Source organism: Pseudodesulfovibrio sediminis (genome assembly GCF_020886695.1).
GTDB classification, from domain to species: Bacteria; Desulfobacterota; Desulfovibrionia; order Desulfovibrionales; family Desulfovibrionaceae; genus Pseudodesulfovibrio; species Pseudodesulfovibrio sediminis.
The window spans coordinates 1827261-1852325 of record NZ_AP024485.1; the positions used below are offsets into that span (position 1 = coordinate 1827261).

Here is a 25065-nt window from a genome sequence, read left to right on the forward strand (position 1 = left end):
GCGAACTCAATGTGCGCGCTTCCAACCCACGCGGTGGGTCACATAAAAGTCTAATCTTCCGGGACGAATGCGTCTTTGGTCGCACCGCAGATCGGGCAGGCCCAATCGTCAGGAAGATCTTCGAAGCTGGTCCCGGCAGGGATGTTGGATTCGGAATCACCCTGTTCAGGGTCGTAAACATAGCCGCAGATTTCGCACACATATTTTTGCATGGACTCTCTCTCCTTTTGGTCGGATATTTTTGCAGCACTCGCCGCTGCTGTCAACTTTACAGGGTCTGTCTCAACCGACAATTCACAGTCTGCCTTGGTTGATCCAGGGCCCATAAGCGGACGGAAACAATTCTTGGTACCCCCACAAATCGGGCACCGCCAATCGTCTGAAAGATCTTCAAACTTCGTTCCTTTGGGAATCTTGCCCTTACGGTCTCCCTTATCGGGATTGTAAATAAATCCGCAGTTTACCGTCTGGCACTGATACATTTCTTCAGGTAATGCCATTGCTTCCTCCCAAAGGATATTGATGAAATATCGTTCTCTCCTGCCCCAAAAATCCAGGGACGGAGACGGGGTGGGCCAAGCAGCCCACCCACTCTTTTAGCGTATCAATAAGCAAGAGCTGTGCAGTTTTTTCGCGGCTCATTGTGCGAACTGAACCATTAACGGCCTCATGAAACGTCACGTCAAGCCGGGAAACCGGATCGCTCTGCTGAACGAAACTTATTTTGCAGCCCAGAGGCCGTGGAGATTACAGTATGCACGGCAGGTGATATCACCGGTCAAGCCACATGCGCAGAACTCGGCTTCAGGGGCGTCGCCGGGTTTCAGAGCCTTGTAGAAACCTGTGTCGCCGACCATGACTTCGATCCACTCGATGTAGTGTTTCTCTTCCATGGGATGAGCCACTTCACCGACCTTGACGGTAATCTTGTCGCCATCCTTGGTCAGCACGGGAACGTGCTTCTCAACGGCTGCATCAACGGTGTTTTCGACCATCAGGACCATGTCTTCGCCACAACAGACCAGATCGCCTCCGCCTTCATGGATAGCCATGACAATATTACCACACGCATTACACTTGTACACTTCGCCCAATTTGATTGCCATTTCAGGATCTCCTTTTATTGATTTTACCAGTTGGTGTCTTTCATTTCGAAATGAGCCTGGGGGTGATCACAGGCCGGGCACTTATCCGGTGCGGTCGCTCCTGTATGATTATACCCGCAGTTCTGACAGCGCCAGACTATTTCGGAATCCTTCTTGAAAACTTTACCGTCTTCGATGTTGGCGATAAACGCCTTGTACCGCTCTTCATGGTAGGCTTCAGCAATGGCGATGTTCTCCATGGCAGCAGCGATGACCGGGAACCCTTCCTCGCGAGCAACTTTGGCAAACGAGGGGTACATGTCTTCATGCTCTTCCTTCTCGCCCGCAGCTGCGGCGTACAGATTTTCGAGCGTCGTGCCAATTTTGCCAGCAGGGTACGAAGCCGTTATTTCAGCATCGCCACCTTCAAGAAATTTGAACAAACGCTTGGCGTGTTCTTTTTCGTGGTTGGCCGTCTCCTCAAAAATCTTGGAAATCTGAACATACCCTTCTTTCTTCGCGACACTGGCGAAGTAGGCATACCGGTTACGAGCCTGGGATTCACCGGCAAAAGCGGTCAGGATATTCTTTTCAGTCTGCGTTCCTTTCAGGGACATTACGTAAATCCTCCTTGTTCTAGCTGAATAAACAGTCCTCAGGATTGTTATTCTATACACTAAACAGATATGGTTGTCGTTTTTTCGTGTGGCGATATTGTAAAATTATAATCAAAAAAATTAATTCACAAGGTCAGCCACTTATGCTCAATCTGAGAACTATTACTAATTAGCTGAGCTTGAACTGTCAAGGACAAATGGCGAATTTTTCTCATTTTACACAAAAAAAACCGATCCTATTATATATAGGACCGGTCTTGTTTGCTGCAATAAGCAGTTGTTCGATTTCTCGGATTACTGCTGCTTGGCCTGGCACTGCGGACAGATGCCTACAAACTCCACGTTTGTATTCAAAACCTTGTATCCATGCGTAGCAGACTGCGGAATTTCGGGAACCGAAATGTCGCACTCCACATCGACCACAGCCGTACACACGGCGCAGCGAATATGGGGATGCGGCTCAGGAAAACCATCGAACCGCTTCTGCTCACCAGGACCGCCCAGCTTGAGAACCAACCCCTTTGACGAAAGGAATTCAAGATTGCGGTACACAGTACCGAGACTGATACGGGGAATTATCTTCCGGACCATATCATACACTTCGTCAGCCGTAGGATGACTCTTAACTTTCTGTAATTCTTCAAGAATGACTTTTCTCTGTTTGGAAAGTCGAAAGCCCATTTCATGTGTCATGGGATATCCTCCACAAATATTTAATAACTATTCCTACCTGCTCATGGCAAATGTGTCAAACCCAATTATTTACGGGTTGTTGCGGCTTGCCATGCCCTACTCACGGCATACTAACGGTGTTAAATATTTTATCATTCAACATATCTATACAATTCACTTGTGCCATCTGCCGCATAGACGCAAAAAAAGATCCGACTGTATGTCGGATCTTTTTTTGCGTCATGAATTTAATTTCTGAACTTGGAAACAAGCCCAGCCAGGTTGGATGCCATTTCAGAAACTTCCTGAATCCCTCTATTGGATTCTCGGATACCGGAAAGGACATCCTGAGACAGCGTGTTGATCTGCGTCACCCGGTTGTTGATCTCATCGGAGGTGGCGGATTGTTCCTCTGCGGCAGCAGCGATTCCATTGACCATGTCCGAGATGGAATTGGAATGATCCACGACTTCTTCCAACACGCCTCCAGCTTCCTGAGCCATGCCTGAGGTGTTCAGGACGCGCTCCTTGGCTGTGTCCATTTCCTGGACAACATCCGAAGTGGACTGCTGAATGAGCGAGATGGCACCTTCGACTTCCTTGGTGGCATCCATGGTTTTTTCCGCCAGTTTGCGCACTTCGTCGGCAACAACCGCAAACCCTCGCCCAGCCTCTCCGGCACGCGCCGCTTCAATGGCCGCGTTGAGCGCAAGCAGGTTGGTCTGGTCTGCAATATCATTGATAACAGCCATGACCTTGCCGATATTCTCTGCCCGGCTGGACAGAGACGCCAGGGCTTCGGCCAGATTCTCGGTAATCGCGGCCACCGAGTTGATTTCGCCAACCGTCTTGCCGACAACCTTGCCCCCTTCCGCTGCGACAGCATTGGCTCTCGCAGCCGCCTGCGCGGTTTCAGAAGCATTTTTGGCGACTTCGAGCACGGTAGCGTTCATCTCTTCCATGGCCGTGGCCACCTGGCTTGTCTGATCAGCAGTCGTGTCCACGCCTCGGGCAAGCTGTTCCATATGCTTGGTCAAGGCATCCGAAGCCACGTTGAGGCTGTTGGCAACCTCAGTGACCTCATTGGCCACTTCCAGCAGATTCTGCTGCTGCTGTTCAATATTCTTCTTGTCCTCTTCCTCACGGGTCAGGTCGATCAGGACGCAGATGACTCCCACGGTTTCACCGTCAGCATCCTTGAGAGGAGAGGCCTCATACATGAGTGGATAGGTCGTGCCGTCGGCCCGATGGTAGTTGAAGTGTCCCGAGGTCGCTTCTCCCGAGGCAAGCACGTCCCCGGCATTGCAGCTCCCCTCTTCTTCATCTCCATCGTCACAGGTGAATATCTCCTGTACGAGCCTGCCCGAGACTTCGTCTTCGGACAAACCGAGAATGGTCTGCAAAGGCGGATTGATAAACTGGAACTGCAAGGTATCGTCCGTAACGAACAACGGCACCACGATACCGGAAAGGACACTCTGATTGTATTGGAGCTGATCCTTGATCTGATCCACCATATCGGTAAGATATCCGGCAAGGCTGGCCATTTCATCCTGGCCCTTGACCGAGAAATTCGCGTCAAGATCACCCTTGGAGACCTCTTCTGCCGTAGCAGCGATGGAGGTGATAGGTTTGACCACAGACAAGCGCATGAAGACAATCAACGCTGCCAGCAGCGCTACCACGCCCAATACGGAAATACCTGCCGACCGCAACTGATTGTCCTCAAGGGCGGCAAACTGCGGACCAACATCAACCGCCACGACCATCGCCCCCAGTATTTCATGCGATCTGCCATGACAGTGATAACAAAACGGATTGTTTTTGATAGTCTTGACCTCGGCAAAATGCCGCTGGCCATCAATCTCCATCAAGTCACCTTCCGCAATATTCTCGACGAGACTCTTCCTGACCAGATCGGGCAGCCCTTCTTCGTTGCGCACATCGAAGATCATTCTGCGTACCGCGGACGAATCAGTGGAGTACGTTATCTCACCTTTGTAATCGATCAGATACACCTTGGTATCCGGGTACCGTTCCGCCATTTGCAGGAACTTGATATCCGTGCCTTCATTATCCCCCACACTCATGGGGTCTTCTATGGCGATGTACAGCATGTCGGCAACACGGGCGGCCGCACTCTCCACCTCGGACATCGTGTGCTCGTAGGTTGAAAAGGACGTATAGAGGAACAACCCTGCAAACGCGATGACGGTCAGCAGGGACGACAGCAAGGCAACTTTGACACCGAGAGATTTTCTGATGAAATTCATAGGCCCCCTAATGTGCCCCGCCGTAAAGCAGCGGCTTAAAGTCAAAGGCTTCCACCCTGTCCGGGTTGTGGCAACCAGTACAGTCTTCCAGATCGAGGTCTCCCTTGATCAGGTCCGTGTCCCCTTCTGATTCCACATGGTCATACCCCGGTCCGTGGCAGACTTCACAGCCTGCTTCGCCCATTTCAGGAGTCTTGGCAAAACTGACAAACCCGCCAGGCTGACCAAAACCGGTCATATGGCAGGCGTAACACTCGGCCAGTTCCTCTGTGGTGAGATCTGACGCCATGATTTTCACGGATTCGCCAGAATGCGCTTTCTTGGAAAATTTTTTGAAGTTTTGGAATTCCTGCTCATGGCATTCAGCGCACGCAGCAGAGCCGACGAATCGACCGGACGTTGTTCGTCCGGTTTTCGTCAGTCCGAAAGCCAGGATGGCCATAGCACTAAAAAGTATGAGACACCCTTTCAACCAAACCGCGTTCCTCGACATGAACAACCCCCATCACGGTATCGACAGACGGCAGAGAAATGAGTCACATGGCCGACACACTCGACCATTGATGTAAGTACAAGAAAAATTACATAAATGTTTTTTTCTATCAGGTAAAGTAGTTGGAGATTTTTTTATGACTTGGTAAGCATATTTACCAATCAAGAGTCGATTTGAAGGCTGTTGTCAGCCCTTCGACGTCCTGCTCCAACACGTTCATATCGGCATATTTCGCGACAAGTTGACCCTCGGCTTTCACTTCGCCGATCAAACCGAATATCTGGCCGGCAAAGAGGGCCTCGAAAGCGTCCTTGTCAGCAGGGGCGACAGAGACCACAAACCGGCTGGCAGACTCGGAGTAGAGTACGCCGGTCAGGTTCATATCACCGCATGTGGGCACTGCTGAAAGGTCAATATCAGCGCCCAGGCGGCCGCCAATGCACATTTCAGCCAGAGCCACGCCAAGTCCGCCGTCAGAGCAATCGTGACAGGCGGTGATGAGTCCGTCCTGAGCGGCGGCGAACACGGTTTCATACCGAGTCTTGGCAGACACGAGGTCGACCTGCGGTACGTTCGGATTCTCGAACCCGAGCTGCTGGGCGACTTCGGAACCACCCAGTTCCGCTCTGGTCTGACCCAGGACATACACCAGATCGCCCGCTTTCTTGAAGTCGGAGGTCATGCACTTGTTGACGTCAGGGATGACGCCAATAACGGAAAACAACACGGTGGGCGGAATGGATATCTTCTGCCCGCCGCCCTTGTAGTCGTTCTTCATGGAGTCCTTGCCGGACACACACGGCACACCGAAACCGAGGCAGTAGTGTGCCAGGGCCTGGTTGGCGCGAACCAACTGGGCCAGTTTGTACTGACCGTCGGGGGTTGTCTCGGATTCAACCGGGTCGCACCAGCAGAAATTGTCACAACCGGCCATGTAGTTGACGTCGCCGCCAACAGCCACCGCGTTACGGATGCCTTCGTCAATGGCATTGGCCATCATCCAGTAGGTATCGTAGTCGGAGAACTGCGGGCAGATACCGTGGGAAATGACCAGTCCCTTGTCAGAGCCGTATTCAGGGCGGATCACACCGGCATCGGACGGCCCGTCCGCCTTGACGCCCACCATGGGTTTTATGGCCGATCTGCCCTGCACCTCGTGATCATACTGGCGGACCACATACTCCTTGGAGCAGATATTGAGACGACCCAGCATATCCGCGAGCAGACCGTTCTGATCTTCAGGAACCGGAATGAGGTCAGTCTTGAATTCAGGCCGTTTCCACGTGGCGGTCAGCTCCATCTGGGGCACGCCGTTGTGGAGGAAGTCCATATCCAGACAGGTGACGATCTTGTCGCCGTAGCGCACCAGATACTTGCCCGAATCAGTGAACACGCCCAGCGCGGTGGACTCCACGTCCATCTCCTCACTGAGTGCCATGAACTGGTCCAGCTTTTCAGGCGGGACCGCCATTGTCATGCGTTCCTGGGCTTCAGAAATAAGGATTTCCCATGGTTTCAGGCCATCGTACTTGAGCGGAGCCTTGGCCAGGTCCATATCGAACCCGCCGCTGTCTTCGGCCATCTCGCCCACAGAGGAAGAAAGCCCTCCGGCGCCGTTGTCGGTGATGGCGTTGTACAGGCCGAGGTCACGGGCACGCATGAGAAAATCGTACATCTTGCGCTGGGTGATGGGGTCACCGATCTGGACCGCCGTGGCCGGGCTGCCTTCGTGCAGCTCTTCGGACGAGAATGTCGCACCGTGGATGCCGTCGGCACCGATACGACCGCCGGACATGACGATGACGTCTCCGACCAAGGCGCATTTCTCGTGGGACGGTTTACCGGCAACCAGCACCGGCATGGTGCCGATGGTACCGCAGTAGACCAGCGGCTTGCCCAGATACCGTTCGTCAAAAACAATGGACCCGTTCACCGTGGGGATGCCGGACTTGTTGCCGCCATGCTCCACGCCTTCACGAACGCCTTCGAACACGCGACGCGGGTGCAGCAGTCGCGGCGGCAGCTCGCCCTCGTAAAAGGGATCGGCAAAGCAGAACACGTCGGTATTGCACAACAGGTTCGCGCCGATGCCGGTGCCCATGGGGTCGCGGTTGACGCCCACGATACCGGTCAGCGCTCCGCCGTACGGGTCCAGTGCGCTGGGAGAGTTGTGCGTCTCCATCTTCACGCAGACATTGATGGCATCGGAAAAAGTGATGACGCCCGCATTGTCCTTGAACACGGAGAGGCAGTAATCGCCGTCTTCGCGAGTGGCGGCATTGCGCTCACGAATCTGCTTGGTGGAACCCTGAATAAAGGTCTTGTACAGGCTGGAAAACTCAGAAGTCTTACCGGTCTCGGTGTTTTCATAGGTAATCTTCGCGCTGAAAATCTTGTGCTTGCAGTGCTCGGACCAGGTCTGCGCAAGGACTTCGATCTCGGCGTCTGTGGGGTCGCCTGCCAGACCAATCCTTTCGCGCTCGGCGATGACTGCCGGGTCTGCATAGTAATCACGGACATCGTGCATTTCCCTGAGAGAGAGAGCCAGGGTATTGGCACGGGAGAAGTCCACCATTTCCGCATCCGTCATGGAAGACAGCGGAATGATATTCACTTCGTCGGAGGATTCGCCGGTGACGCGCGCGGCCTTGGCTTCAAAGCCGGGATCGGTCTTCCACGTGTCAGCGGACTTGTACTCGTAGCGCTGGATAAGTTCGTTGGCGAGCAGATCCTTGCAGATATGCTGCACATCGGCCTCACCCATGTCGGCCACAATCAGGTACTGCTTGGCGGTATAGACCTTGACGTCTTCAAGGGCCGCCTTGTCCAGCCCAAGCACCACACCCAACGTTTCCTTGGCGGTGCGCCCTTCGTTGTCGGTCACGCCGGGACGGAACCCGACCTCGACAATCCAGTCGAAATCGCGGGCCAGAGGCTCAAGCGACACCTCATGCAGGACGGGGTCGTGCAGGGCGGCCCGTTCGAGCACGCTGTCCACCTGCTCCTGCGTCACGCCCTCCAGAGTGAAGACATTGACGATACGCAGGTCTTTGACCTCCATACCGAGCTCGCTCTTAATCTTGCGGGCAACTCGTTCACCCAAGACGTCACGAACGTGTTCCTTCAATCCAACAAGCACACGGCACAACATGATTCTCTCTCCTGTAGGCGGTTGCAGCCTCCACGGCTCCAACACGACCTTTCATTATGTAAAAGCGAAAAGGCCGGTCACCCCGCATGGGATACCGGCCAAAAATTATTTCGTTCTGGTCAACACAAAGTCTGCGGCCTGTTTGAGCACTTCCAGCTCTTCTCCGGGCTGGAATCCGCTCAGGCATGCCTTGGCCTTTTCAACGTAGACCGCGGCCTCGTCACGGGTCTTTTCCGAATACCGACCTTCACGCACCAGAGTGAGCACCTCACTGAGCTGGGTCTCGGTGAACGACTTCTCCTTGAGCGCCTCCAGCAGCACGTCGACCCCGGCCTTGTCCCCCTCTTCCATAAGTAGGATAAGCGGCAGCGTGACCTTGCCTTCCTTGAGATCGCCGCCTTCCGGCTTGCCGGTCTCACTGGTGGGCGAAGCGTAGTCCAGGGCGTCATCCACCAATTGAAAAGCGATGCCGAGATTCAGACCGAACTCACCGGCAGCGTCTTCCTGCTCCGGAGTGGCCCCGGCCAGGGCGGCCCCGCACCGACAGGCGCACTCGATGAGCCGGGCGGTCTTGCCGATGATGATGTCCATGTAAATTTTGCGGTCCAACGACGGGTTCTTGGAAAAGCTGATCTCTTCGATCTCCCCCTCGGCGGTCTCCATGATGCCCTTTGCGAGTAGCCATGAAAGGCGGGCAATGCCGTAGCGGGCTCCCATCTCGTTGGCGAGGGCGAGCAGTGCGTCACCGGCCAGGATGGTTTCTGTGCGTCCAAAGACAATATGAGCGGCTTCCTTGCCCCGCCTGAGTTCGGCGTCATCAAGATAGTCGTCATGCAGAAGGGTCGCTGAATGCAACAACTCCAGAGAGCAGGCGATGGCGTGAAAATCGTCTTTTTCGTAGCCGAGCGCGCGGGCAAAAAGCAAGGTCAGCATGGGGCGGATGCGCTTGCCGCCCGAACCGATAATGTGCTTTGCCACGTCTTTGACAAGGCCATTCAACTGGTCGGATTCCTTGTCAAGAAATCCATTGATGGCGGGTAGTTCCCGTTGGAAATAGCGTAAAAGTTGGTCCATATTGATGTACTATGTCAGGTTGCAGGTTGTGGGGCAAGCCCCGTACTATTCGGCAAAAAGCATTTGAACGGCGGCCTCAAGTCCCCTGAGTGCCCCTTTCAAATCCCAATCGACAGAATCACGTGAGCCGACCACGTTGGAGAGCGTCCGCAATTGCAGGAACGGCAACCCCATCTGTCTGGCCGCATAGGCGAGACCAAACCCTTCCATATTTTCCATGTCCCCGTTACAGATGACCTTGAGCCAGCCAGCGCGGGTAAAAGTGCCGGTCACGCTGGACACGGAGACGCTGGAAGCACGCAGCCATGTCTTACCAAGCTTCAGCCCCATGGCCTCGGCGTCATTGACAGGGTTGAGCTTGACCCGGTTCCAGATGACCGTGCCGTCGATCTCGCCCTGAGCAAAGCCGATGCCCTTGGGGTCGACACGACCTTCATCATCCAGCAGTCCGTACTCGGGCCAGGTCTCCTGCCATGCGTAACAGGTTGAAAGCAATGGAAATTCTTCTTCGTTATACGCTCCGGCAATGCCCACGTTCACGACGCCGGAGATATCCTCTCGGGCCAACAGCCGCCCGGCCGCCATGGACGCATTGATCAGTCCCACGCCGGTTACGGCCAGCAGCAGGGGCTTCCCCTGAAAGACGAACTCCACGGCCTCGCCCTGCTCCACTCTGGGAGCGTGCGGGAACGCGGATTTCATTTCCTTGGCCGTGGCTGTTACAACAAGTATCATGCCCGCCTCCTATAAACGCCAATAGGCGACGTTATTCGCTTCCAGTTCTGCGCGGTCGAAGAATCCCTTCACGTCTATGACCAACGTGGCATCGGGATTGACAAACCAGCTCTTCAACTCCGCCACCGGGATTGACGCATACTGCTCGTGCGACACCGCCAGAATCAGGGCGTCCAGATTCCGCAACTCTTCGAGAGCGCAGAGCTCGACGCCAAGCTCCTCTCGCGCTTCGTCGTAGTCCGCTTCCGCGTCATGAACCAGAACATCCAGGCCGTACTCGTTCAGTTCCTCGATGATGTCCACCACACGGGTGTTGCGCAGATCCGGGACGTTTTCCTTGAAGGTCACGCCGAGCACGCCGACACGCGCCCCTTTGATCTTGCAGTCATTCTGGATGAGCCGCTTGACCGTGGACTCGGCGATGAACTTGCCCATGCCGTCGTTGATTTCACGACCGGCCAGAATGACATGCGGGTGAAAGCCCATGGCTTCCGCCTTGAAAGTCAGATAATACGGGTCCACACCGATGCAGTGGCCACCCACCAGCCCCGGCCTGAACGGCAGGAAATTCCATTTGGTCCCGGCAGCGGCGAGCACGTCCATGGTGTCGATGCCCATGGTGTCGAAAATCAGGGCCAGCTCATTCATGAGCGCGATATTCAGGTCACGTTGGGTATTTTCGATGACCTTGGCCGCCTCTGCGGTCTTGATGTCCGGGGCGCGGTGGATACCCGCCTTGATGATGGTGCCGTACACCTGTTCCAGTAGCTTGCCCGAGGCATCGTCCTGTCCGGCCACCACCTTGGTGATGGTCTCCAGACGATGCACCTTGTCACCGGGGTTGATGCGCTCGGGGGAATACCCCACCCAGAAGTCCACACCACACTTGAGGCCCGACTCCTTCTCAAGAATGGGCACGCAGATGTCCTCGGTCAGTCCGGGGTAGACCGTGGATTCGTACACCACGACACTGCCCGGCTGCAGGTGCTTGCCCACCGAAGCGCTGGCTCCGGTCACGGGTCGCAGGTCCGGGGACCGAAATTCATCAATGGGAGTGGGCACGGCGACCAGAATGAGCCGGGTCTTTGCCAGCTCGGACAGATCGGCGCTGTATGTCAGGTCGATGTCTTCACTCACAGTGGAAAAATCCACTTCATTGGTGCGATCGATGCGCTGCCCGAGTTCTTCCACCCGCCTGGCCGACACATCCACGCCCACAACAGAAAAATATCGGGCCAGAGAGACCGCCAGCGGCAGCCCCACATAGCCGAGACCGACCACGCCAATGGCCTCATCCTTAGACTTCAGTGCTTCAAAAGTTATCATACTCATATATAGTGCTCCATTCACCCGTTCGGGTGGACACCAATCGCTGTTTGCGGCACTCTGTACCCCATGAACATCAACTGGTCGCTGCTTATCATAGCCACGGGTCTTGCGCTCGTATTCGAAGGCATCCCCTATTTCCTGATGGCCGAACGCATGCCGAAGCTCCTGCTTCGTCTCGCCACACAGCCACCGCGATTCTTACGCTTTATCGGACTGGCCGCAATTATACTTGGCCTGCTCGTCATCTCTTTTGGTCGCTCGTTGAACCTGTGACCACTCGCCCGCCTTGATGGAAGCCTGCTTTAACCGGCGTCCTTAAGGGGCTTCTGCGCCACATGCAGATACACGATGCCAGACATCATCGGCACGTTGTATACCCGCTCGAAGCCTGCATCGAGCAATTCCGAGCCCAATGCCCGCTCATTCGGAAATGATTTGATGGTCTCCGCCAGATACCGGTACGCACCGGGGTCGCCGGATATACGGTCTCCGATAAATGGCAGCATCTTGTCCAGATAAAAATTATACAACCCCTTCCATACCCGCTTCGAACCGGAGCCGAACTCCAGAATACAAAGCCGGGCGCCCGGCTTGAGCACCCGGAAGAACTCGGCGTAGGCGTCCTGCCGCGGCAGGATGTTGCGGATACCGAACGCGATGGTGGCCGCAGACATGCTCTCGTCCGGTAGCGGCAACGCGCGGCCATCGGCCTGGACCGGAAAAATGCTGTCCTCGCGCCCTTTCCTGAGCTTCTTGGCCTTGCCGTTCTCCAGCATGGGCAGGGCAAAATCCAATGCCGCCACCCGGCACTCTGGGTATTGACGTAATAGCTCCACCGATACATCCATGGTCCCGGCGGCCAGATCAAGCACCATACCACCCGACTCAGGGCGTGCAGCCTTGGCCAGGCGATAGCGCCAGTAAATATCCAGCCCCCCTGACAGGGCGTGGTTGAGAAAATCATACCATCCGGCGATACGGCCGAACATGTCGGCAACCCGTTTGCCATGCTCGTCGTGCGTGTCGGCCCCGGTGTGGGAATCGCATTCCGGTTTCACCATTTATTCGGCCTTGTCGTCCTGTTGAGCTTCGCCCGCCCCGTCTCCGGCAGTCACTCCGGTGATGGTGCGCATGACATCCTTGTAAATGACGTCAAAGTGCTGTCCGAAATTTGAAGGGGAAATGCGACCGACTTCGATGAATTTGATGACCACTTCCTTGGCCACCTGCAATGCCTGCTTATCGTATTTATCCAAACCAACCTCCCAGTAAAAAAGGAAAAAACCGCCCGGTGGGAAATGGCCTTGACCAACATAGTCAGGGTAGCCGGGCGGGAAAAAAGAAAGAAACCGAAAAGCCCCTTTCTTTTTGGGGGTTCAGTAGCATGCAAGCGGTCGGTCCGTCGAGTGCTTTTACACGGCCACAAAGGCTGGAACCAAGACGGATTCGATATGCAGCCGAAACCATATAATCGAGGGAAAACACGGGCCGCCTTTCGTGAAAACCACTGCGCCGCATTCACTGGACACCCACCCCCAACCAAGGAATGAAGCCCCCCCCTCGACGCGCCCACCCCGCGCCCCAACACTTGCATTCCTGAGCAACCCTTGCTAATTGAACATCAATGCAATCTCTAGAATTTCTCAAGAAAAAGCGGCCCTCGACATTCGGCCGGAGTGTGCGTCTGGTGCTCATGGCCCTGGTCATGTGCATGATCGTCCCCTCCCCGGCGCTCCCGGAAACCATCGGCACCGTGGACACCGTGTTCCACCTGTTCTCCCGCGATGACGACATCATAGTGGAGGCCTTTGACGACCCGGATATTCCCGGCGTGACCTGCTACCTGAGCCGGGCACGCAAGGGCGGCGTCAAAGGCATGATCGGTGTGGCCGAAGACCCGTCGGATGCCTCCATCGAATGTATCAAGACCGGCCCCATAGAGGTCCCCGAGTATGTCAGAAGTGGCAAAGCCGATGGCAAGCGGGTGTTCAAGAAAGGCACGTCCCTGATCTTCAAGTCCATGCAGGTGGTCCGCTTCTATGACCAGAAGCGGGATGTCATCATCTACATGGTCTACAGCGACAGAGTCGTTGAGGGATCGCCCAAGAACAGCATCACCTGCATCAATGTCAAATAACGCTTAGGGGGAGCAATGAGCCAAGACGAAATAACAAGACTGGTCAATGATGTTATGTCAGACCCGACCATGGCGGCCGAGGCAATGAGCATCGGTGACCAAGCGGCCATGGAGGCCTATATCACCAGCAAAGGGTATGACCTGACCGAGGAAGAAATGACCCAGGTATGGGCCATGGCAACCCAGTTCATGACAGGATAAATCAGCCTATAGACGACCAGAACCACCGGCCCCCTGTCTCACGACAGAAAAAGGACCGAAAAGCGGGTGCACTGTGTGCGCCCGTTTTTTTGCGTAAGGGAATGGCTAGAATTTCCAGAGAACGCGAGCCACGCCACCCCAGGTATTATCGAGTCGATGGCTGGACTTGTAACTGCCTGTGGAGTTGTACAGCTTGTACTTGCGGTCATAGTGATATTCCGGGCCAATGGACATGGTCAGATTATCCGAGGCCTTGTAATCCATATAGACCCCGACCTTGGAGCGGACCAGACTGAGATACCCGTTCCTGTAAATAGGATTCTGCGAGGAGAGGCGATAGGTTTTGCTGGCCCCGGAAAAGGCGAAGCTGAATCCGATGTTATCGCTGCCATCAAGCGCGTCTTCACGAAAGCCAAGGGCTTGCAGAGTACTGCGCAGAGCGCGATGGGATGTGGCCACGGCAATGCCGAACTCGGTTTCTCCGAACAGGTCCTTGTTCAACGCGGACAGGGCGATGGTCTTGGCCGACACCCCCAGCATCCAGCCATTCCAGAGGTCATAGGCCACGCCGCCGTCAAAACCGAGGCCCACGGCACCGGGGAATTCATCCTCAAAAGACGATGTCATTTCGCCATTGACCCAATACCGCCAGTTATCGCCCAGCTTTTCGTTGAGGAACCGCGCCCGCAGGGTAACGTCCTGCAACACGTTCCACGGCGCATGAGAGCTGTCCGAGTTCAAGGTTCTGGAGACCGCCCCCGTGTCGAGCCAGGAGAAATTGGAAAGCACATACGAAAGCCTGAAGATGGAATAATCCGCCGCCAGTGAGGCCCGAGTCACACTCACACTGCCCAGTCCGTTCGAGAAATCCGCTTCGCCCACATACCCGAAGGCCGCCTCCAATTGAAGATCCTTGCTCACTTTGGTTGGCGCTGTCAGCAAAAAGTCCGGTTCCGTGTTCATGGTTGGCGTGGATGGCCCAGCCATGGCCTGAACAGCCAGAACAAGCACGAAGCTGTATATAACGAAGAGTCGGACGATCATGCGATCTCTTACTACGTTTACCCCCCGATTCTTGCAACCCTTTCACCGCTATAGACAAAAAAAAGGGGAGCGACATCCACTCCCCTTCAGATCATTCTGCACCATCCGATCTAACCGAAAAACTCCATGTTCTTCGGAAACGGTGCCTCGCTCGCTTTCATGGCGCGGCCCAGCCAATCGATGGTCTTGGCCAGACTCTGCATGTTCTCAATACCTTCGGGATCATTTTCGACATCCTTCTTGTCCAGGCCACGTCCGATATTCCAGTAGATGGAGCCAGGGACGATCATCTGGGACATGAGGTACATGTGATTGATGGTGTCAAACACATGGACCGCGCCGCCACGACGCACGGCGACCACAGCAGCCCCTATCTTGCCGGCAAAGGCCCGATCATTGGCCAGCGAAACCATGCCCGACCGATCCAGCAAGGCCTTGGTCTCGGCGCTGACATCGGCGAAGTAGGTGGGTGAGCCGATGACGATGGCATCCGCTTCCAGCATATTCGCAAAGACCTCATTAAACTTGTCGTTGTCCACGACACATTTGCCGTCCTTGTTTTCCCAGCATTTGGTGCACGCCATACAACCACGAATCTTTTTGCCGCCAAGCTGGACAAAATCCGTTTCCCAGCCTGCACCGTCCAGCACGGTCTCCATTTTCCTGAGCATGGTCTCGGTATTGCCGCCAGGGCGCGGGCTGCCATTGATAAGCACTGCTTTCATGATATTCTCCTTAAGTATGAACTTTCGTCTTAGACACAATGAACGCGATTCCAATACGGCTTCAGCCGTTTGACTTGACAGGAAGCTACGCAAGCTGAGACCATAATAAAAACAAAACATATTATGGATTGGTATTATAATTCTTATAGGAGAAGCCGGTGATCAACCTCGAATGGCTCCGCACGTTCAAAACCATATATGAAAAAGGAAGCATGACGGCCGCGGCCGAGGCGTTGTTCATCTCTCAGCCCGGTGTGAGCCTGCACCTCAGCTCCCTGGAAGACCATGTGGGCCACAAACTGTTTGAACGAAGACCGCGCAAGATCCTCCCCACGGAGCGGGGCAAGCTGCTGTATAATACGGTGGTGGACCCGGTGAACCGACTGCTGGCAGCCGAAAAGAACTTCCAGAAATCCACGCGCGAGGACACGCCTTCCGTGACTGTGGGCATGTGCTTCGAAGCCTTTCGGATGGCACTGGAGAAACATCTCCCGAGTCTTGATTTCAACTTGATCATGGAGTTCGGCGATTATCGGGAACTGCTCGAAAAGATGACCAAGGGGATCGTTGATCTGGTGGTGACCCCGCACAGAATAGAAAGCAAAGACATCACATACCGTCCGTTCTCACAGGAGAACATCGTGCTGCTCGCAGGCAAAGACACGGACCTCGCTTCATTCGACACGGCCTTGGAAGGAGGCAAAAAGACACTCCTCGCCTGGCTCAATGAACAACGGTGGTACGGCCTCACCGGCGACAACGAGCACCTGCGTCGGTTCTGGCAGCGGAATTTCGAGTCTTACCCGGATTTCAGGCCGAACTACATTGTGCCCAATATCCACTCCATCGTTGCCAGCCTGTCCAGAGGACCGGGACTGGGCGTTGTCCCGGATTTCCTGTGCCTGGAAAAGATCCGGCGCGGCGAACTGACTCTCCTCTGGCCCGGGTATACACCTCTGGTCAACACCCTCTCCATCGCCCGGCGCAAGGACGAACGCTACCCGTCCCAACTGGACCGAATCGAACAGCTCCTGATCACCGAGATGCCGCCCTACAAGGGATGAGCATTCGCCTTCCTTCATTGCCCGCACATAAAAAAGCCCGGTCCGACAGACGTCGAACCGGGCTTTCGTTTATCACTGTTATCTGATCAGGCGCCGCAACACTTCTTGTATTTCTTGCCGCTGCCACAGGGACAGGGGGCGTTGCGGGAGATCTTGGGGTCTTTCTTGACCGGTGCGGCTTTCTTCTGCTCCTGTGCGGACTCGTGGTCGGTGTACTCCAGGTCGTCAGACCCTTCGTGCTTAAACTCCTCGTCCTTGACTTCGGCCTCGATGCGCAGGTGGGAGAAGGCGCGCAGGGCGTTCTCCTTGAGGGTGTAAATCAGCTCGGAGAACAGCTCGAACCCCTCGCGCTTGTACTCCTGCTTGGGATCGCGCTGACCATAGCCGCGCAGGCCGATACCATCGCGCAGGTGGTCCATGTTGAGCAGGTGCTCCTTCCAATTGCGGTCCAGGGCATCGAGCATGAAATAACGCAGGATTTCCTGATAATGCTCGCCGGTGGAGGCCCGCAGATAGCCAAAAATTTCATCGACCCAGGCAATCGCCTGATCCATGGTGGGCAGCTCGCCGTTGTTCCATTCCTCAAACCGCTCGAAGTTGAAGACTTCCTCCAGCCGAGCACGGGTGGAGTCCACGGTCTCCTGATCCGGGTCCTTCATGTCCAGAGCCGGCTCAAGGGAGCTTTCGAGAAGATCGACAGCATATTCATGGGCCAGACTGTCCACGGTCTCGGACTTCATGAGGTCGTGGCGCAGGCCGTAGATGGCCTCGCGCTGCTGGTTCATGACATCGTCATATTCCAGGAGCTGTTTACGAATTTCGTAGTGGTGGCCCTCGACGCGGGTCTGGGATTTTTCAATGGCGTTACTGACCATCTTGTTTTCAATGGCCATGCCGTCTTCCAGACCGAGCTTCTCCATGATGCCCTTGAGTCGGTCGGAACCGAACAGGCGCATGAGATCATCGTCCAGCGCCAGATAGAAACGGGAGGAACCCGGATCGCCCTGACGGCCTGCACGGCCTCGAAGCTGGTTGTCGATGCGCCGTGACTCGTGGCGTTCCGTGCCGATGATGTGCAGACCACCGGCCTCAAGTGCGCCCTCGCCGAGCTTGATGTCGGTACCACGTCCAGCCATGTTGGTGGCGATGGTGACCTTGGTCAAATGGCCCGCTTCAAGCACGATTTCAGCTTCCCGTTCATGCTGCTTTGCGTTGAGCACGCTGTGGGGCACCTTGCGTTTCTTGAGCAGATTGGAGAGCAGTTCGGATTTTTCGATGGAGACCGTGCCGACCAGCGTGGGCTGGCCGCGCCGGTAGCAATCCTCGATGTCCTCTGCAATGGCCAGATACTTCTGCTCCTGGGTCTTGTAGATGGCATCGGGATGATCCTTGCGCACCATGCCTCGATGGGTGGGGATGACCACGACTTCGAGGTTGTATATCTGGCCGAATTCCACGGCCTCGGTATCAGCCGTACCGGTCATGCCGGCCAGCTTGTCATACATGCGGAAATAGTTCTGGAAGGTGATGGACGCCAGCGTCTGGTTTTCGGCCTCGACCTTGACGTTCTCCTTGGCCTCGATGGCCTGATGCAGCCCGTCGGACAGGCGGCGGCCCGGCATGAGCCGACCGGTAAACTCATCGACCAGCACGACCTGGTTATCCTTGACGATGTATTCCACGTCATTGATGAAGCAGTAATGCGCCTTGATCGCCTGAAGCACATGGTGCTGCAACGCGATATGCTGCGGATCGAACAGGTTGTCGATGTCGAGCAGTTCTTCGATCTTTTCCACACCGGCGTCGGTCAGGGTAATGGCCTTGGTCTTTTCGTCCAGCACGAAATCACCGTCGGGAATGGCATCCTTGTCTTCGGGGTCCGTGGGCGTGGATTTGTCGAGCTTGGGTACGATGGCGTCGATGCGCCTGTACAGGCCGGAGGATTTTTCGCCCGGACCGGAAATAATGAGCGGGGTCCGCGCCTCGTCAATGAGGATGGAGTCAACCTCATCAACTATGGCAAAATTGAGCGGCCGCTGAACCAACTGCTCCTTGTAGAACTTCATGTTGTCACGCAGATAGTCAAAACCGAACTCGTTGTTGGTTCCGTACGTGATGTCAGCGGCGTAGGCGGCCTGACGTTCCTGGTCAGTGATGCCGTGCACGATGATGCCCACGGAAAGACCGAGGAAATTGTAGAGCTGGCCCATCCACTCGGCGTCACGGGTAGCCAGGTAATCGTTGACAGTGATGACATGCACGCCCTTGCCGGACAGCGCATTGAGCACAACGGCCAGGGTGGCGACCAGAGTTTTACCTTCACCGGTCTTCATCTCGGCGATCTTGCCCTGATGCAGCACATATCCGCCGATGAGCTGCACATCGAAGTGGCGCATGGACGGATCAAAGCACCGCTTGCCCGCTTCGCGCACCAGCGCGAAACACTCGGGCAGCAGATCATCCAGCGTCTTGTCGCCGACGGCTACCTGCTCTTTCCACGTATTGATCTTGGTGGGAAAATCGGCATCGGAAAGCGCTTCCATCTCGGGTTCGAGAGCGTTGATCTCCGCAATGACGGGTTTGAGTTTCTTGAGATATCGGTCGTTCTTTGAACCGAAAATATATTTGAGCATGTAAACGGTCTCCCGGGGGTCTATTGCTATCGGAATGTGTCACTGTCAGACACTGTAGAGCATCATATGGTCGGAATTCGCATTGTCAACGCATCAGACATGCGAAAACGCGGTTTTCACCGACACAAGGCGGGATACCATAAACAAGGCCACCCGTAAAAGGGTGGCCTTGATGGTTTCGTAACAGGATTGTCACATAGAAAGACTTACTCTGTCCCTCCTGGTGCTGTCTCCGCATACGGACCGACATCGGTCTGCGGGGCGCTTTGATCGGACTCTGGAGCCATGGCAGGCTCGGGACCGGCGGAGTTGCTTTCATACCGCAACCGCAGCCGTTCATACCATACAGGGATAGACACCACCATGATACCGTAACCCCATAAGGTCACCACCGCAGCACCCACGCTTAAAATGACAGCCATAACACCGAAAGATTCTCCACCTAAGAGGAAAGCGGGAGCTGTCATAAGCCCTGCAACAAGAGCAATGACCAACACCAGCAGGAAGTACCATCCGATCATACGCCACGTATGTCCCCTGGTCATGGCCCACGCCTCTTTAAGGCTGACCACATGCCCTACGGCCGCGCCGGGAATCATGACACTCAAGCGCAACATCAATCCCGTTAGCAGGAATAAAAACACCGGCAAGTAAACCAGCATGACCAATACGAACTGTAGGTTTATTTCACCACTAGCAGGGGACAACGTGGTGACAAAAAGAATGATCGGCGCCAACAACACCAACTCGACCACCAGCAGGGTGACAAACAATATAAAACCGCGCACAAAAACCCGCCACATGGTCCTTAGGAATCTCTCCGGGAGGAGTCTCCCTGCGCCCCGCATATGGGTGATGGCCAGATGGTTGAGCAGTGTGGCCACGAACAACGAAAAAAGGATCATGGCAACAAGGCTCACAAGACCAAACACAACCGCCTTCACTAAAACATCTGCCCCCAGATTGGCAGGATCAGACATTGGAGCAAAACCAACCAACGATCCGAACTGGAGCACGGTCAACACGACAAAAAGCAACAAAATAAGTCCAAGAAAGGACCACTTTCTAGCCCAGAAGATGGCACAGGCCTCTTTGATGACAGCTATGGGAGAAATCTTGTCTGACATGGTGAACCTCGCTTTTTCTATTTGTGAGTTAGGGGTGTGAATGACTTCGGCGACTGATGCCGGATCGGTTTCGGGAACAACTTGAAAGCTGACAGTGTATCGCTCGCGTAGGTCTTCGTAGAGAACAGCCAAATACGTGTTCATCCACAAGCATAGTGCAGCCGAAATACCATTGCTCACCAAGGTAAACAGCAGAGGCGGATTGCCGAGGTCAAAATTGAACATCGCCCCGCACGCGATTTCAACGCCAATGGGCAGTCCCACTCCTAGAGCCAATATAAGCGTCAGCTTGACGGAATACCCATTGGTCATATGCCATGAATCAGTCAGACCATAGGTATCGCCGACAGCCGCAGAAAACAGTGCCATAACCCATCGCCCAACCAGGAACACCGCCAGCAGCGCCCCCGGAATCATCAACAGGAAAAACGGGGCGCCAACCGATTCGAGCACAACCCCGGAAGACAAATCCATGGTTAAGGCAAGCCAGATCCCCGGGAGAAGGAGTCCTACTGCAAAAGCTGCTCCGACAATAAGAGAAATCGCCAGGGTATAGAGAAAATATCTGACAACTCCCCACAACGGGGAGTCCGGGAAAAAGGAGGTCTGGCTCCGCAGGGAAGCGACGGTGAAGTTGCTAAGGGATATGTCCCCGATAAAATACAGGAAATAACTGATCAGAACAAAAACGACCGCTCTTGAGGATACGTCGCCGGTCTCTCTGCCCAGAAGGTTTGAATCGATCCATAGCCCCAAGAAAAAGAACAAAAAGGCATACAACCCAAAAAGGCCCTTTCGTGATGTCAGAAGGAGATTCGTTTTACTGATCGCCTGAACAAAGGACGCCTTTTCCACTCCGCTTTCCTCTTATTCTATGAGTTCCAACCAATGACCGACCCTAACTCCATGAGGAGCCGTGGCCTTGAGCTGGCCGATGCAGGCCGAGCATCCTGTGACCACCACTGATGCGCCTGCAAGGGTGTCCCAGCAGGCGGCGTTGACAGGTTCGGTCAGGTCGGCTGCCCCCAGCCGCATGACCCCGCCAAAACCGCAGCATTCCCTGTCTGTAGCCATTTCAATTATGCCATTTAAAGCATAATGCAAAAAAAGGCCAGCCCTATCCACCCCCGTTGCATGGCAGGGATGATGGTACCCAAGGCGTTCATGTATCGGCGTCGATATCACACATTCGGTATCAAATATAATTTCAGACAAGGGAAGAAGGGAATTCCCCCACTCAGCCTGTTCCTCGTCAGAAGCAAAACACGCTATGTACCCTTCCAGTCCCGCCTTGCAGGAGGCGCAGACGGTCACCACACGCGGTTTACCGGCGTTGCGCCACACCGCCACATTGTGTTCGGCCATGGAGCGGGATACGTCCGCAAACCCGGCAGATTGCAGCCCGCTGCCGCAACATTTGAACTCGCCGGGCAGCACATCCACACCCAGACCGTCCAGCAGTTTGAGGGCGGTCATGAGCCAGCGGCTCTGCACATAGGTAGCCGTACACCCCGCGAACAGCAGCATATTCTCGCCCCGGACCGTATCAGGAAAGGACGCGATTTTCAGAAACGGCGTCAATCCCGGCCCGCCCTTGAGGCCGGACAGCATCTTGAGCATGGGGCCGAATCTTTCTGTATGAAACTGTTTGGGGATAAGTCTGGCCGCCGTGGAACCAGGGGACCAGAGTTCGCGGGCGCGCACCAGCCATGTCTTCCACAGCCATTTTTTGAAATCGGGATGTGCCTGCCGCAACCCTGCCACCAACATGGGAACATCCACGCCCTGCGAACAGACCGCGCGGCATCGCCCGCACCCCAGACAGAGTCCAGCCAGTTTCTCGACACGGGCTTCCGACAACAGGTCCGGGTCCTCGACCAGCACGCGGCACAGGTCAGCCTTGGCGCGGGGGCCGAGTTCCTCCCGGCCCGTGGCCCGCAGCAACGGGCAGACCTCCATGCACTTGCCGCACAGGATGCACTCACCGGCCATGGACTACCACCCCTTGCCAGGATTCATGATGGAGTTGGGGTCAAACACCGCCTTGATGTCAGCCATAAGCTGCATCTCGTCCGCGGAAAGCTGCTCGCCCACAAAAGAAGCCTTGGACAGCCCGGTTCCGTGTTCGCCGGAGATGGTGCCGCCCAGCTCCAGCGCCAGCCGGAAGAGCGCCTCCTTGATCACATGGGCGGTTTCCACCTCGCCCTGCACCGAGGCGTCGTGCATGATATTGGTGTGAATGTTACCATCGCCCAGATGGCCGTAACAGAGAACGGGCAGACCGTGCGTGCGGCCCAACTCCTGGGCGGACTCAACCAGCCGGAGCACCTGACTGCGCGGCACGGAAAGATCTTCGGACACCTTGTTCGGCTTCAGTTTGTAGGAGCCGGGGGAGATGCCCCGCCGCACGTCCCAGATAGCTTCTTCGGCTGCGCCAACGCCCACTTCCACGGACACGGGCCGTACCGTCTTGAGCGCGGCCACCAACCTGCGGACCTCGGCATCGACGCCTTCCTGCGTGCCGTCCAGCTTGAACAACAACGCGCCCTTTGCCTCGGGAGCCACTGGGATATCCCCGGACAGGCGCACCACCGAGAGCACGGTCTCGTCCATGAACTCGCAGGCCGACGGAAGCAGCCCCGCATGGAACACGGCCATGGCCCCGTCCATGCAGGATGCGAGATCGGCAAAGCCCACCAGCACGGAAGCCGCGGCTTCAGGGAGCGGAATGAGCTTGACCGTGACCTCGGAGATCAGGCCGAGTTTGCCATTGGAGCCGACAAAGAGTCGTTTCAGGTCCAGCCCGACCACATCCTTATGAGAACGTCCCCCCATATTGAGCACTCTGCCGCCGGGCAGCACGGCCTCAAGCCCAAGCACCCAGTCACGGGTCACGCCATACTTGACGGCCCGCAACCCACCCGCGCAGGTGGCGATGTTGCCGCCCACAGTGGAGGTCTTCACACTGGCCGGGTCCGGCGGATAGAAAAGCTTCTGTCGTGCGCACGCTGCCTGCAGATCAGCCGTGACCACGCCCGGCTGAAGCACGGCCACGAAATCCCGGTCATCGATGTCCAGAATGGCGTTCATGCGCAACAGGGAGACCACCACCCCGCCGTGGACCGGCACGGCGCTGCCCACCTGATTGGTGGCACGCGCCCGCCCGGTGACAGGCATGCGTTCCGCATCCGCCCAGCGGAGCAGCTCGACCAGATGTTCTCGGTTCTCAGGACGGACAACAGCCAACGGCATGGTCCGTTCTCGTCCGGCATCCACGGAAAATATATTCATTGCTTCGGGCGTGAGCAGACACCCGTCTCCCGGAAAGAGGTCGGTCAAAAAGGCCGTATGGGCCGAGGTCAGGCTGTGTGGGTATGGCATGGCGGAAACGGTACGAGCGCAGGACTGCCATGTCAATGAAGGGACTGTGTTTTCCAGACACGACGCGCTTTCCTCACAATGCGATATTACCGTAAAATTAGTCTCCTTGACTTTTGTCACAATAAAATTCAAACACGAAAATCAATCAACATGTTTACATTGACATAATAAACGTATGCACTCCATTTTTCGAACAATACTCCTTGCCGCATGCATCCTGTCCTGTCTGCCAGCCTATGCGGGCGCGGAAGCGCCGGTACGCGTGACGCTCATCACCCCTGCCATCCCTGCGACCAATCTCTTCTGGAACCAGCTGTGCGGCTTCGCAAGAACTGCGGCAAAGGACCTGCACATGGACCTGACCATCATCGAGTGCAGAAACAGAATCGAAGTTGAAGACAACGCCCGCAGGATACTCTCGGGTGACAACAAACCGGACTGCCTCATGTTCGTCTTCCAGGCCTCGCACAGTGAGAGCGTCCTCCGGATGGCCGATGCAGCGGGCGTCAAAGTAGTACTCTTCAACGCGGACATCTCTCCTAGCGCACGCAAGGTGATCGGTTGCCCGGGAAAACCGCATAGCAGCTGGATCGCTCATCTTTCGCCTGATGAGGAAACAGCCGGCCAATTACTGGCAGAACGTCTTCTCCGCGAGGCCAAGACACTGGGACTGACCGGATCAGAAGGAAAGTATCACCTCATCGGTCTTGGCGGCGGCCTTGAAACCACGGTTTCCAACACCCGAAAGGCAGGACTGACAAAAACAGTCGAACACTGCAAACAAACCCGCATCGACCGTTTTCTCCTGACCTACTGGGAATATGAAACAGCCAGGATTAAAACCGAATCCCTCCTCGAACTCTACCCGGACGCACGGATATATTGGACAGTCAGCGATACCACCGCCCTCGGAGCCATCGAGGCCATAAAGAAAAAGGGACTGAAGCCCGGAACCGATATCGTGATCGGCGGAGTGGACTGGACCAGGCAAGGCATCAACGCCGTCAGAAAGGGCGAACTGGTTGCTTCGACAGGCGGCCACTTCATGGAAGGAGGCTGGGCAATGGTGCTGATCTATGACTATTTCCATGGACACTATTTCCATGATCTCGGCACCATGTTCCCCATACAGATGCAGCTCATAGACAAATCAAACTGTGCCAGATACATGCCCATCCTGCGCAAAGAGAACTGGAACAAGATCGACTTCAAGCAGTTCACCAGAACACACAACCCACGACTCAAGAAATACGACTTCAGCCCGGAGGCCGTGGTCAATCAACTTGCAGGGAAGCTGTAGGGAAGCGGCCTGACAACCCGCCGC

At 55.5% G+C, this 25065-nt stretch carries 23 protein-coding genes and 1 pseudogene; 5 read left to right on the plus strand and 19 right to left on the minus strand.

Annotation, left to right across the window (positions count from 1 at the left end; genetic code table 11):
* Window positions 1-50: 50 nt before the first annotated feature.
* The 11 genes and pseudogenes from rd to SRBAKS_RS08840 all read right to left on the minus strand — a co-directional run bounded on the left by rd (window position 51) and on the right by SRBAKS_RS08840 (window position 11432).
* Complete coding sequence (rd, locus tag SRBAKS_RS08790; RefSeq protein ID WP_229596941.1) at window positions 51-212, minus strand: rubredoxin; 162 nt, start codon at window positions 210-212, stop codon at window positions 51-53.
* Window positions 213-293: 81 nt separating this feature from the next.
* Window positions 294-500, minus strand: a pseudogene (locus tag SRBAKS_RS17850) (rubredoxin); the annotation flags it as partial.
* Window positions 501-719: 219 nt separating this feature from the next.
* Window positions 720-1106 carry a desulfoferrodoxin gene (locus tag SRBAKS_RS08800; RefSeq protein ID WP_229596635.1) on the minus strand — a complete coding sequence of 129 codons (387 nt, stop codon included), beginning with the start codon at window positions 1104-1106 and terminating at the stop codon, window positions 720-722.
* Between the two features lie 23 nt (window positions 1107-1129).
* Window positions 1130-1702, minus strand: a complete 573-nt coding sequence (gene rbr / locus SRBAKS_RS08805) for a rubrerythrin (protein ID WP_229596645.1) — start codon at window positions 1700-1702, stop codon at window positions 1130-1132.
* 294 nt (window positions 1703-1996) lie between these two features.
* Entirely contained in the window at window positions 1997-2395 is a 399-nt protein-coding gene (locus SRBAKS_RS08810) for a Fur family transcriptional regulator (protein WP_229596654.1), read from the minus strand.
* Between the two features lie 227 nt (window positions 2396-2622).
* Window positions 2623-4647: a methyl-accepting chemotaxis protein gene (locus SRBAKS_RS08815; RefSeq protein ID WP_229596656.1), complete on the minus strand. Its 2025-nt coding sequence runs from the start codon at window positions 4645-4647 to the stop codon at window positions 2623-2625.
* Between the two features lie 7 nt (window positions 4648-4654).
* Complete coding sequence (locus SRBAKS_RS08820) at window positions 4655-5140, minus strand: cytochrome c family protein (RefSeq protein ID WP_229596658.1); 486 nt, start codon at window positions 5138-5140, stop codon at window positions 4655-4657.
* 154 nt (window positions 5141-5294) lie between these two features.
* Window positions 5295-8291, minus strand: coding sequence for a phosphoribosylformylglycinamidine synthase subunit PurS (locus SRBAKS_RS08825; protein WP_229596660.1), 2997 nt, complete (start codon window positions 8289-8291; stop codon window positions 5295-5297).
* A 105-nt stretch (window positions 8292-8396) separates the two neighbouring features.
* Window positions 8397-9365 carry a polyprenyl synthetase family protein gene (locus tag SRBAKS_RS08830; RefSeq protein ID WP_229596662.1) on the minus strand — a complete coding sequence of 323 codons (969 nt, stop codon included), beginning with the start codon at window positions 9363-9365 and terminating at the stop codon, window positions 8397-8399.
* 45 nt (window positions 9366-9410) lie between these two features.
* Window positions 9411-10100: a futalosine hydrolase gene (gene mqnB / locus SRBAKS_RS08835; protein ID WP_229596664.1), complete on the minus strand. Its 690-nt coding sequence runs from the start codon at window positions 10098-10100 to the stop codon at window positions 9411-9413.
* 9 nt (window positions 10101-10109) lie between these two features.
* A complete protein-coding gene (locus SRBAKS_RS08840; RefSeq protein WP_229596666.1) occupies window positions 10110-11432 on the minus strand; it encodes a nucleotide sugar dehydrogenase in 1323 nt (440 codons plus the stop codon).
* Window positions 11433-11495: 63 nt separating this feature from the next.
* Here SRBAKS_RS08840 and SRBAKS_RS08845 point away from each other — a divergent pair, with 63 nt between their 5' ends.
* Window positions 11496-11702, plus strand: coding sequence for a DUF2065 domain-containing protein (locus SRBAKS_RS08845; protein WP_229596668.1), 207 nt, complete (start codon window positions 11496-11498; stop codon window positions 11700-11702).
* A 29-nt stretch (window positions 11703-11731) separates the two neighbouring features.
* Here SRBAKS_RS08845 and SRBAKS_RS08850 read toward each other — a convergent pair whose 3' ends face one another.
* Complete coding sequence (locus SRBAKS_RS08850; protein WP_229596670.1) at window positions 11732-12490, minus strand: ubiquinone/menaquinone biosynthesis methyltransferase; 759 nt, start codon at window positions 12488-12490, stop codon at window positions 11732-11734.
* Window positions 12491-12685 (minus strand): hypothetical protein, encoded by a 195-nt coding sequence (locus SRBAKS_RS08855; RefSeq protein ID WP_229596672.1) that lies wholly within the window; start codon window positions 12683-12685, stop codon window positions 12491-12493.
* A 368-nt stretch (window positions 12686-13053) separates the two neighbouring features.
* On the opposite strand from SRBAKS_RS08855, the gene SRBAKS_RS08860 reads away from it, so the two are divergent.
* Together SRBAKS_RS08860 and SRBAKS_RS08865 are read left to right on the plus strand one after the other, a co-directional pair.
* On the plus strand, window positions 13054-13566 hold the full coding sequence (locus tag SRBAKS_RS08860; protein WP_229596674.1) for a CreA family protein: 513 nt from the start codon (window positions 13054-13056) through the stop codon (window positions 13564-13566).
* Between the two features lie 15 nt (window positions 13567-13581).
* A complete protein-coding gene (locus tag SRBAKS_RS08865) occupies window positions 13582-13767 on the plus strand; it encodes a Nif11-like leader peptide family natural product precursor (RefSeq protein WP_229596692.1) in 186 nt (61 codons plus the stop codon).
* Window positions 13768-13872: 105 nt separating this feature from the next.
* On the opposite strand, the gene SRBAKS_RS08870 is transcribed toward SRBAKS_RS08865, so the two are convergent.
* Complete coding sequence (locus SRBAKS_RS08870) at window positions 13873-14811, minus strand: hypothetical protein (RefSeq protein ID WP_229596713.1); 939 nt, start codon at window positions 14809-14811, stop codon at window positions 13873-13875.
* 110 nt (window positions 14812-14921) lie between these two features.
* Window positions 14922-15536 carry a flavodoxin family protein gene (locus SRBAKS_RS08875; protein WP_229596715.1) on the minus strand — a complete coding sequence of 205 codons (615 nt, stop codon included), beginning with the start codon at window positions 15534-15536 and terminating at the stop codon, window positions 14922-14924.
* 158 nt (window positions 15537-15694) lie between these two features.
* Between SRBAKS_RS08875 and SRBAKS_RS08880 the strand changes: the two genes are divergently transcribed.
* The gene (locus SRBAKS_RS08880) at window positions 15695-16600 is read left to right on the plus strand and encodes a LysR family transcriptional regulator (RefSeq protein ID WP_229596717.1); all 906 of its coding nucleotides are present in this window, start codon (window positions 15695-15697) and stop codon (window positions 16598-16600) included.
* Window positions 16601-16686: 86 nt separating this feature from the next.
* Here the strand turns inward: SRBAKS_RS08880 and secA are convergent, their stop codons facing one another.
* From secA to SRBAKS_RS08900, 4 genes are all read right to left on the minus strand, one after another.
* Window positions 16687-19233, minus strand: coding sequence for a preprotein translocase subunit SecA (gene secA / locus SRBAKS_RS08885; protein WP_229596771.1), 2547 nt, complete (start codon window positions 19231-19233; stop codon window positions 16687-16689).
* A 206-nt stretch (window positions 19234-19439) separates the two neighbouring features.
* The gene (locus SRBAKS_RS08890) at window positions 19440-21215 is read right to left on the minus strand and encodes a hypothetical protein (protein ID WP_229596773.1); all 1776 of its coding nucleotides are present in this window, start codon (window positions 21213-21215) and stop codon (window positions 19440-19442) included.
* 12 nt (window positions 21216-21227) lie between these two features.
* The gene (locus SRBAKS_RS08895; protein ID WP_229596775.1) at window positions 21228-22352 is read right to left on the minus strand and encodes a (Fe-S)-binding protein; all 1125 of its coding nucleotides are present in this window, start codon (window positions 22350-22352) and stop codon (window positions 21228-21230) included.
* Between the two features lie 3 nt (window positions 22353-22355).
* The gene (locus SRBAKS_RS08900; RefSeq protein WP_229596785.1) at window positions 22356-23741 is read right to left on the minus strand and encodes an FAD-binding oxidoreductase; all 1386 of its coding nucleotides are present in this window, start codon (window positions 23739-23741) and stop codon (window positions 22356-22358) included.
* Window positions 23742-23916: 175 nt separating this feature from the next.
* Here SRBAKS_RS08900 and SRBAKS_RS08905 point away from each other — a divergent pair, with 175 nt between their 5' ends.
* Window positions 23917-25041: an ABC transporter substrate-binding protein gene (locus tag SRBAKS_RS08905; RefSeq protein WP_229596787.1), complete on the plus strand. Its 1125-nt coding sequence runs from the start codon at window positions 23917-23919 to the stop codon at window positions 25039-25041.
* The last annotated feature ends 24 nt before the right edge of the window (window positions 25042-25065 follow it).

Coding starts and splice junctions, on each gene's coding strand:
- rd (WP_229596941.1), bottom strand. CDS start 212: ATGCAAAAATATGTGTGCGAAATCTGCGGCTATGTTTACGACCCTGAA.
- SRBAKS_RS08800 (WP_229596635.1), bottom strand. CDS start 1,106: ATGGCAATCAAATTGGGCGAAGTGTACAAGTGTAATGCGTGTGGTAAT.
- rbr (WP_229596645.1), bottom strand. CDS start 1,702: ATGTCCCTGAAAGGAACGCAGACTGAAAAGAATATCCTGACCGCTTTT.
- SRBAKS_RS08810 (WP_229596654.1), bottom strand. CDS start 2,395: ATGACACATGAAATGGGCTTTCGACTTTCCAAACAGAGAAAAGTCATT.
- SRBAKS_RS08815 (WP_229596656.1), bottom strand. CDS start 4,647: ATGAATTTCATCAGAAAATCTCTCGGTGTCAAAGTTGCCTTGCTGTCG.
- SRBAKS_RS08820 (WP_229596658.1), bottom strand. CDS start 5,140: ATGTCGAGGAACGCGGTTTGGTTGAAAGGGTGTCTCATACTTTTTAGT.
- SRBAKS_RS08825 (WP_229596660.1), bottom strand. CDS start 8,291: ATGTTGTGCCGTGTGCTTGTTGGATTGAAGGAACACGTTCGTGACGTC.
- SRBAKS_RS08830 (WP_229596662.1), bottom strand. CDS start 9,365: ATGGACCAACTTTTACGCTATTTCCAACGGGAACTACCCGCCATCAAT.
- mqnB (WP_229596664.1), bottom strand. CDS start 10,100: ATGATACTTGTTGTAACAGCCACGGCCAAGGAAATGAAATCCGCGTTC.
- SRBAKS_RS08840 (WP_229596666.1), bottom strand. CDS start 11,432: ATGAGTATGATAACTTTTGAAGCACTGAAGTCTAAGGATGAGGCCATT.
- SRBAKS_RS08845 (WP_229596668.1), top strand. CDS start 11,496: ATGAACATCAACTGGTCGCTGCTTATCATAGCCACGGGTCTTGCGCTC.
- SRBAKS_RS08850 (WP_229596670.1), bottom strand. CDS start 12,490: ATGGTGAAACCGGAATGCGATTCCCACACCGGGGCCGACACGCACGAC.
- SRBAKS_RS08860 (WP_229596674.1), top strand. CDS start 13,054: ATGCAATCTCTAGAATTTCTCAAGAAAAAGCGGCCCTCGACATTCGGC.
- SRBAKS_RS08865 (WP_229596692.1), top strand. CDS start 13,582: ATGAGCCAAGACGAAATAACAAGACTGGTCAATGATGTTATGTCAGAC.
- SRBAKS_RS08870 (WP_229596713.1), bottom strand. CDS start 14,811: ATGATCGTCCGACTCTTCGTTATATACAGCTTCGTGCTTGTTCTGGCT.
- SRBAKS_RS08875 (WP_229596715.1), bottom strand. CDS start 15,536: ATGAAAGCAGTGCTTATCAATGGCAGCCCGCGCCCTGGCGGCAATACC.
- secA (WP_229596771.1), bottom strand. CDS start 19,233: ATGCTCAAATATATTTTCGGTTCAAAGAACGACCGATATCTCAAGAAA.
- SRBAKS_RS08895 (WP_229596775.1), bottom strand. CDS start 22,352: ATGGCCGGTGAGTGCATCCTGTGCGGCAAGTGCATGGAGGTCTGCCCG.
- SRBAKS_RS08900 (WP_229596785.1), bottom strand. CDS start 23,741: ATGCCATACCCACACAGCCTGACCTCGGCCCATACGGCCTTTTTGACC.
- SRBAKS_RS08905 (WP_229596787.1), top strand. CDS start 23,917: ATGCACTCCATTTTTCGAACAATACTCCTTGCCGCATGCATCCTGTCC.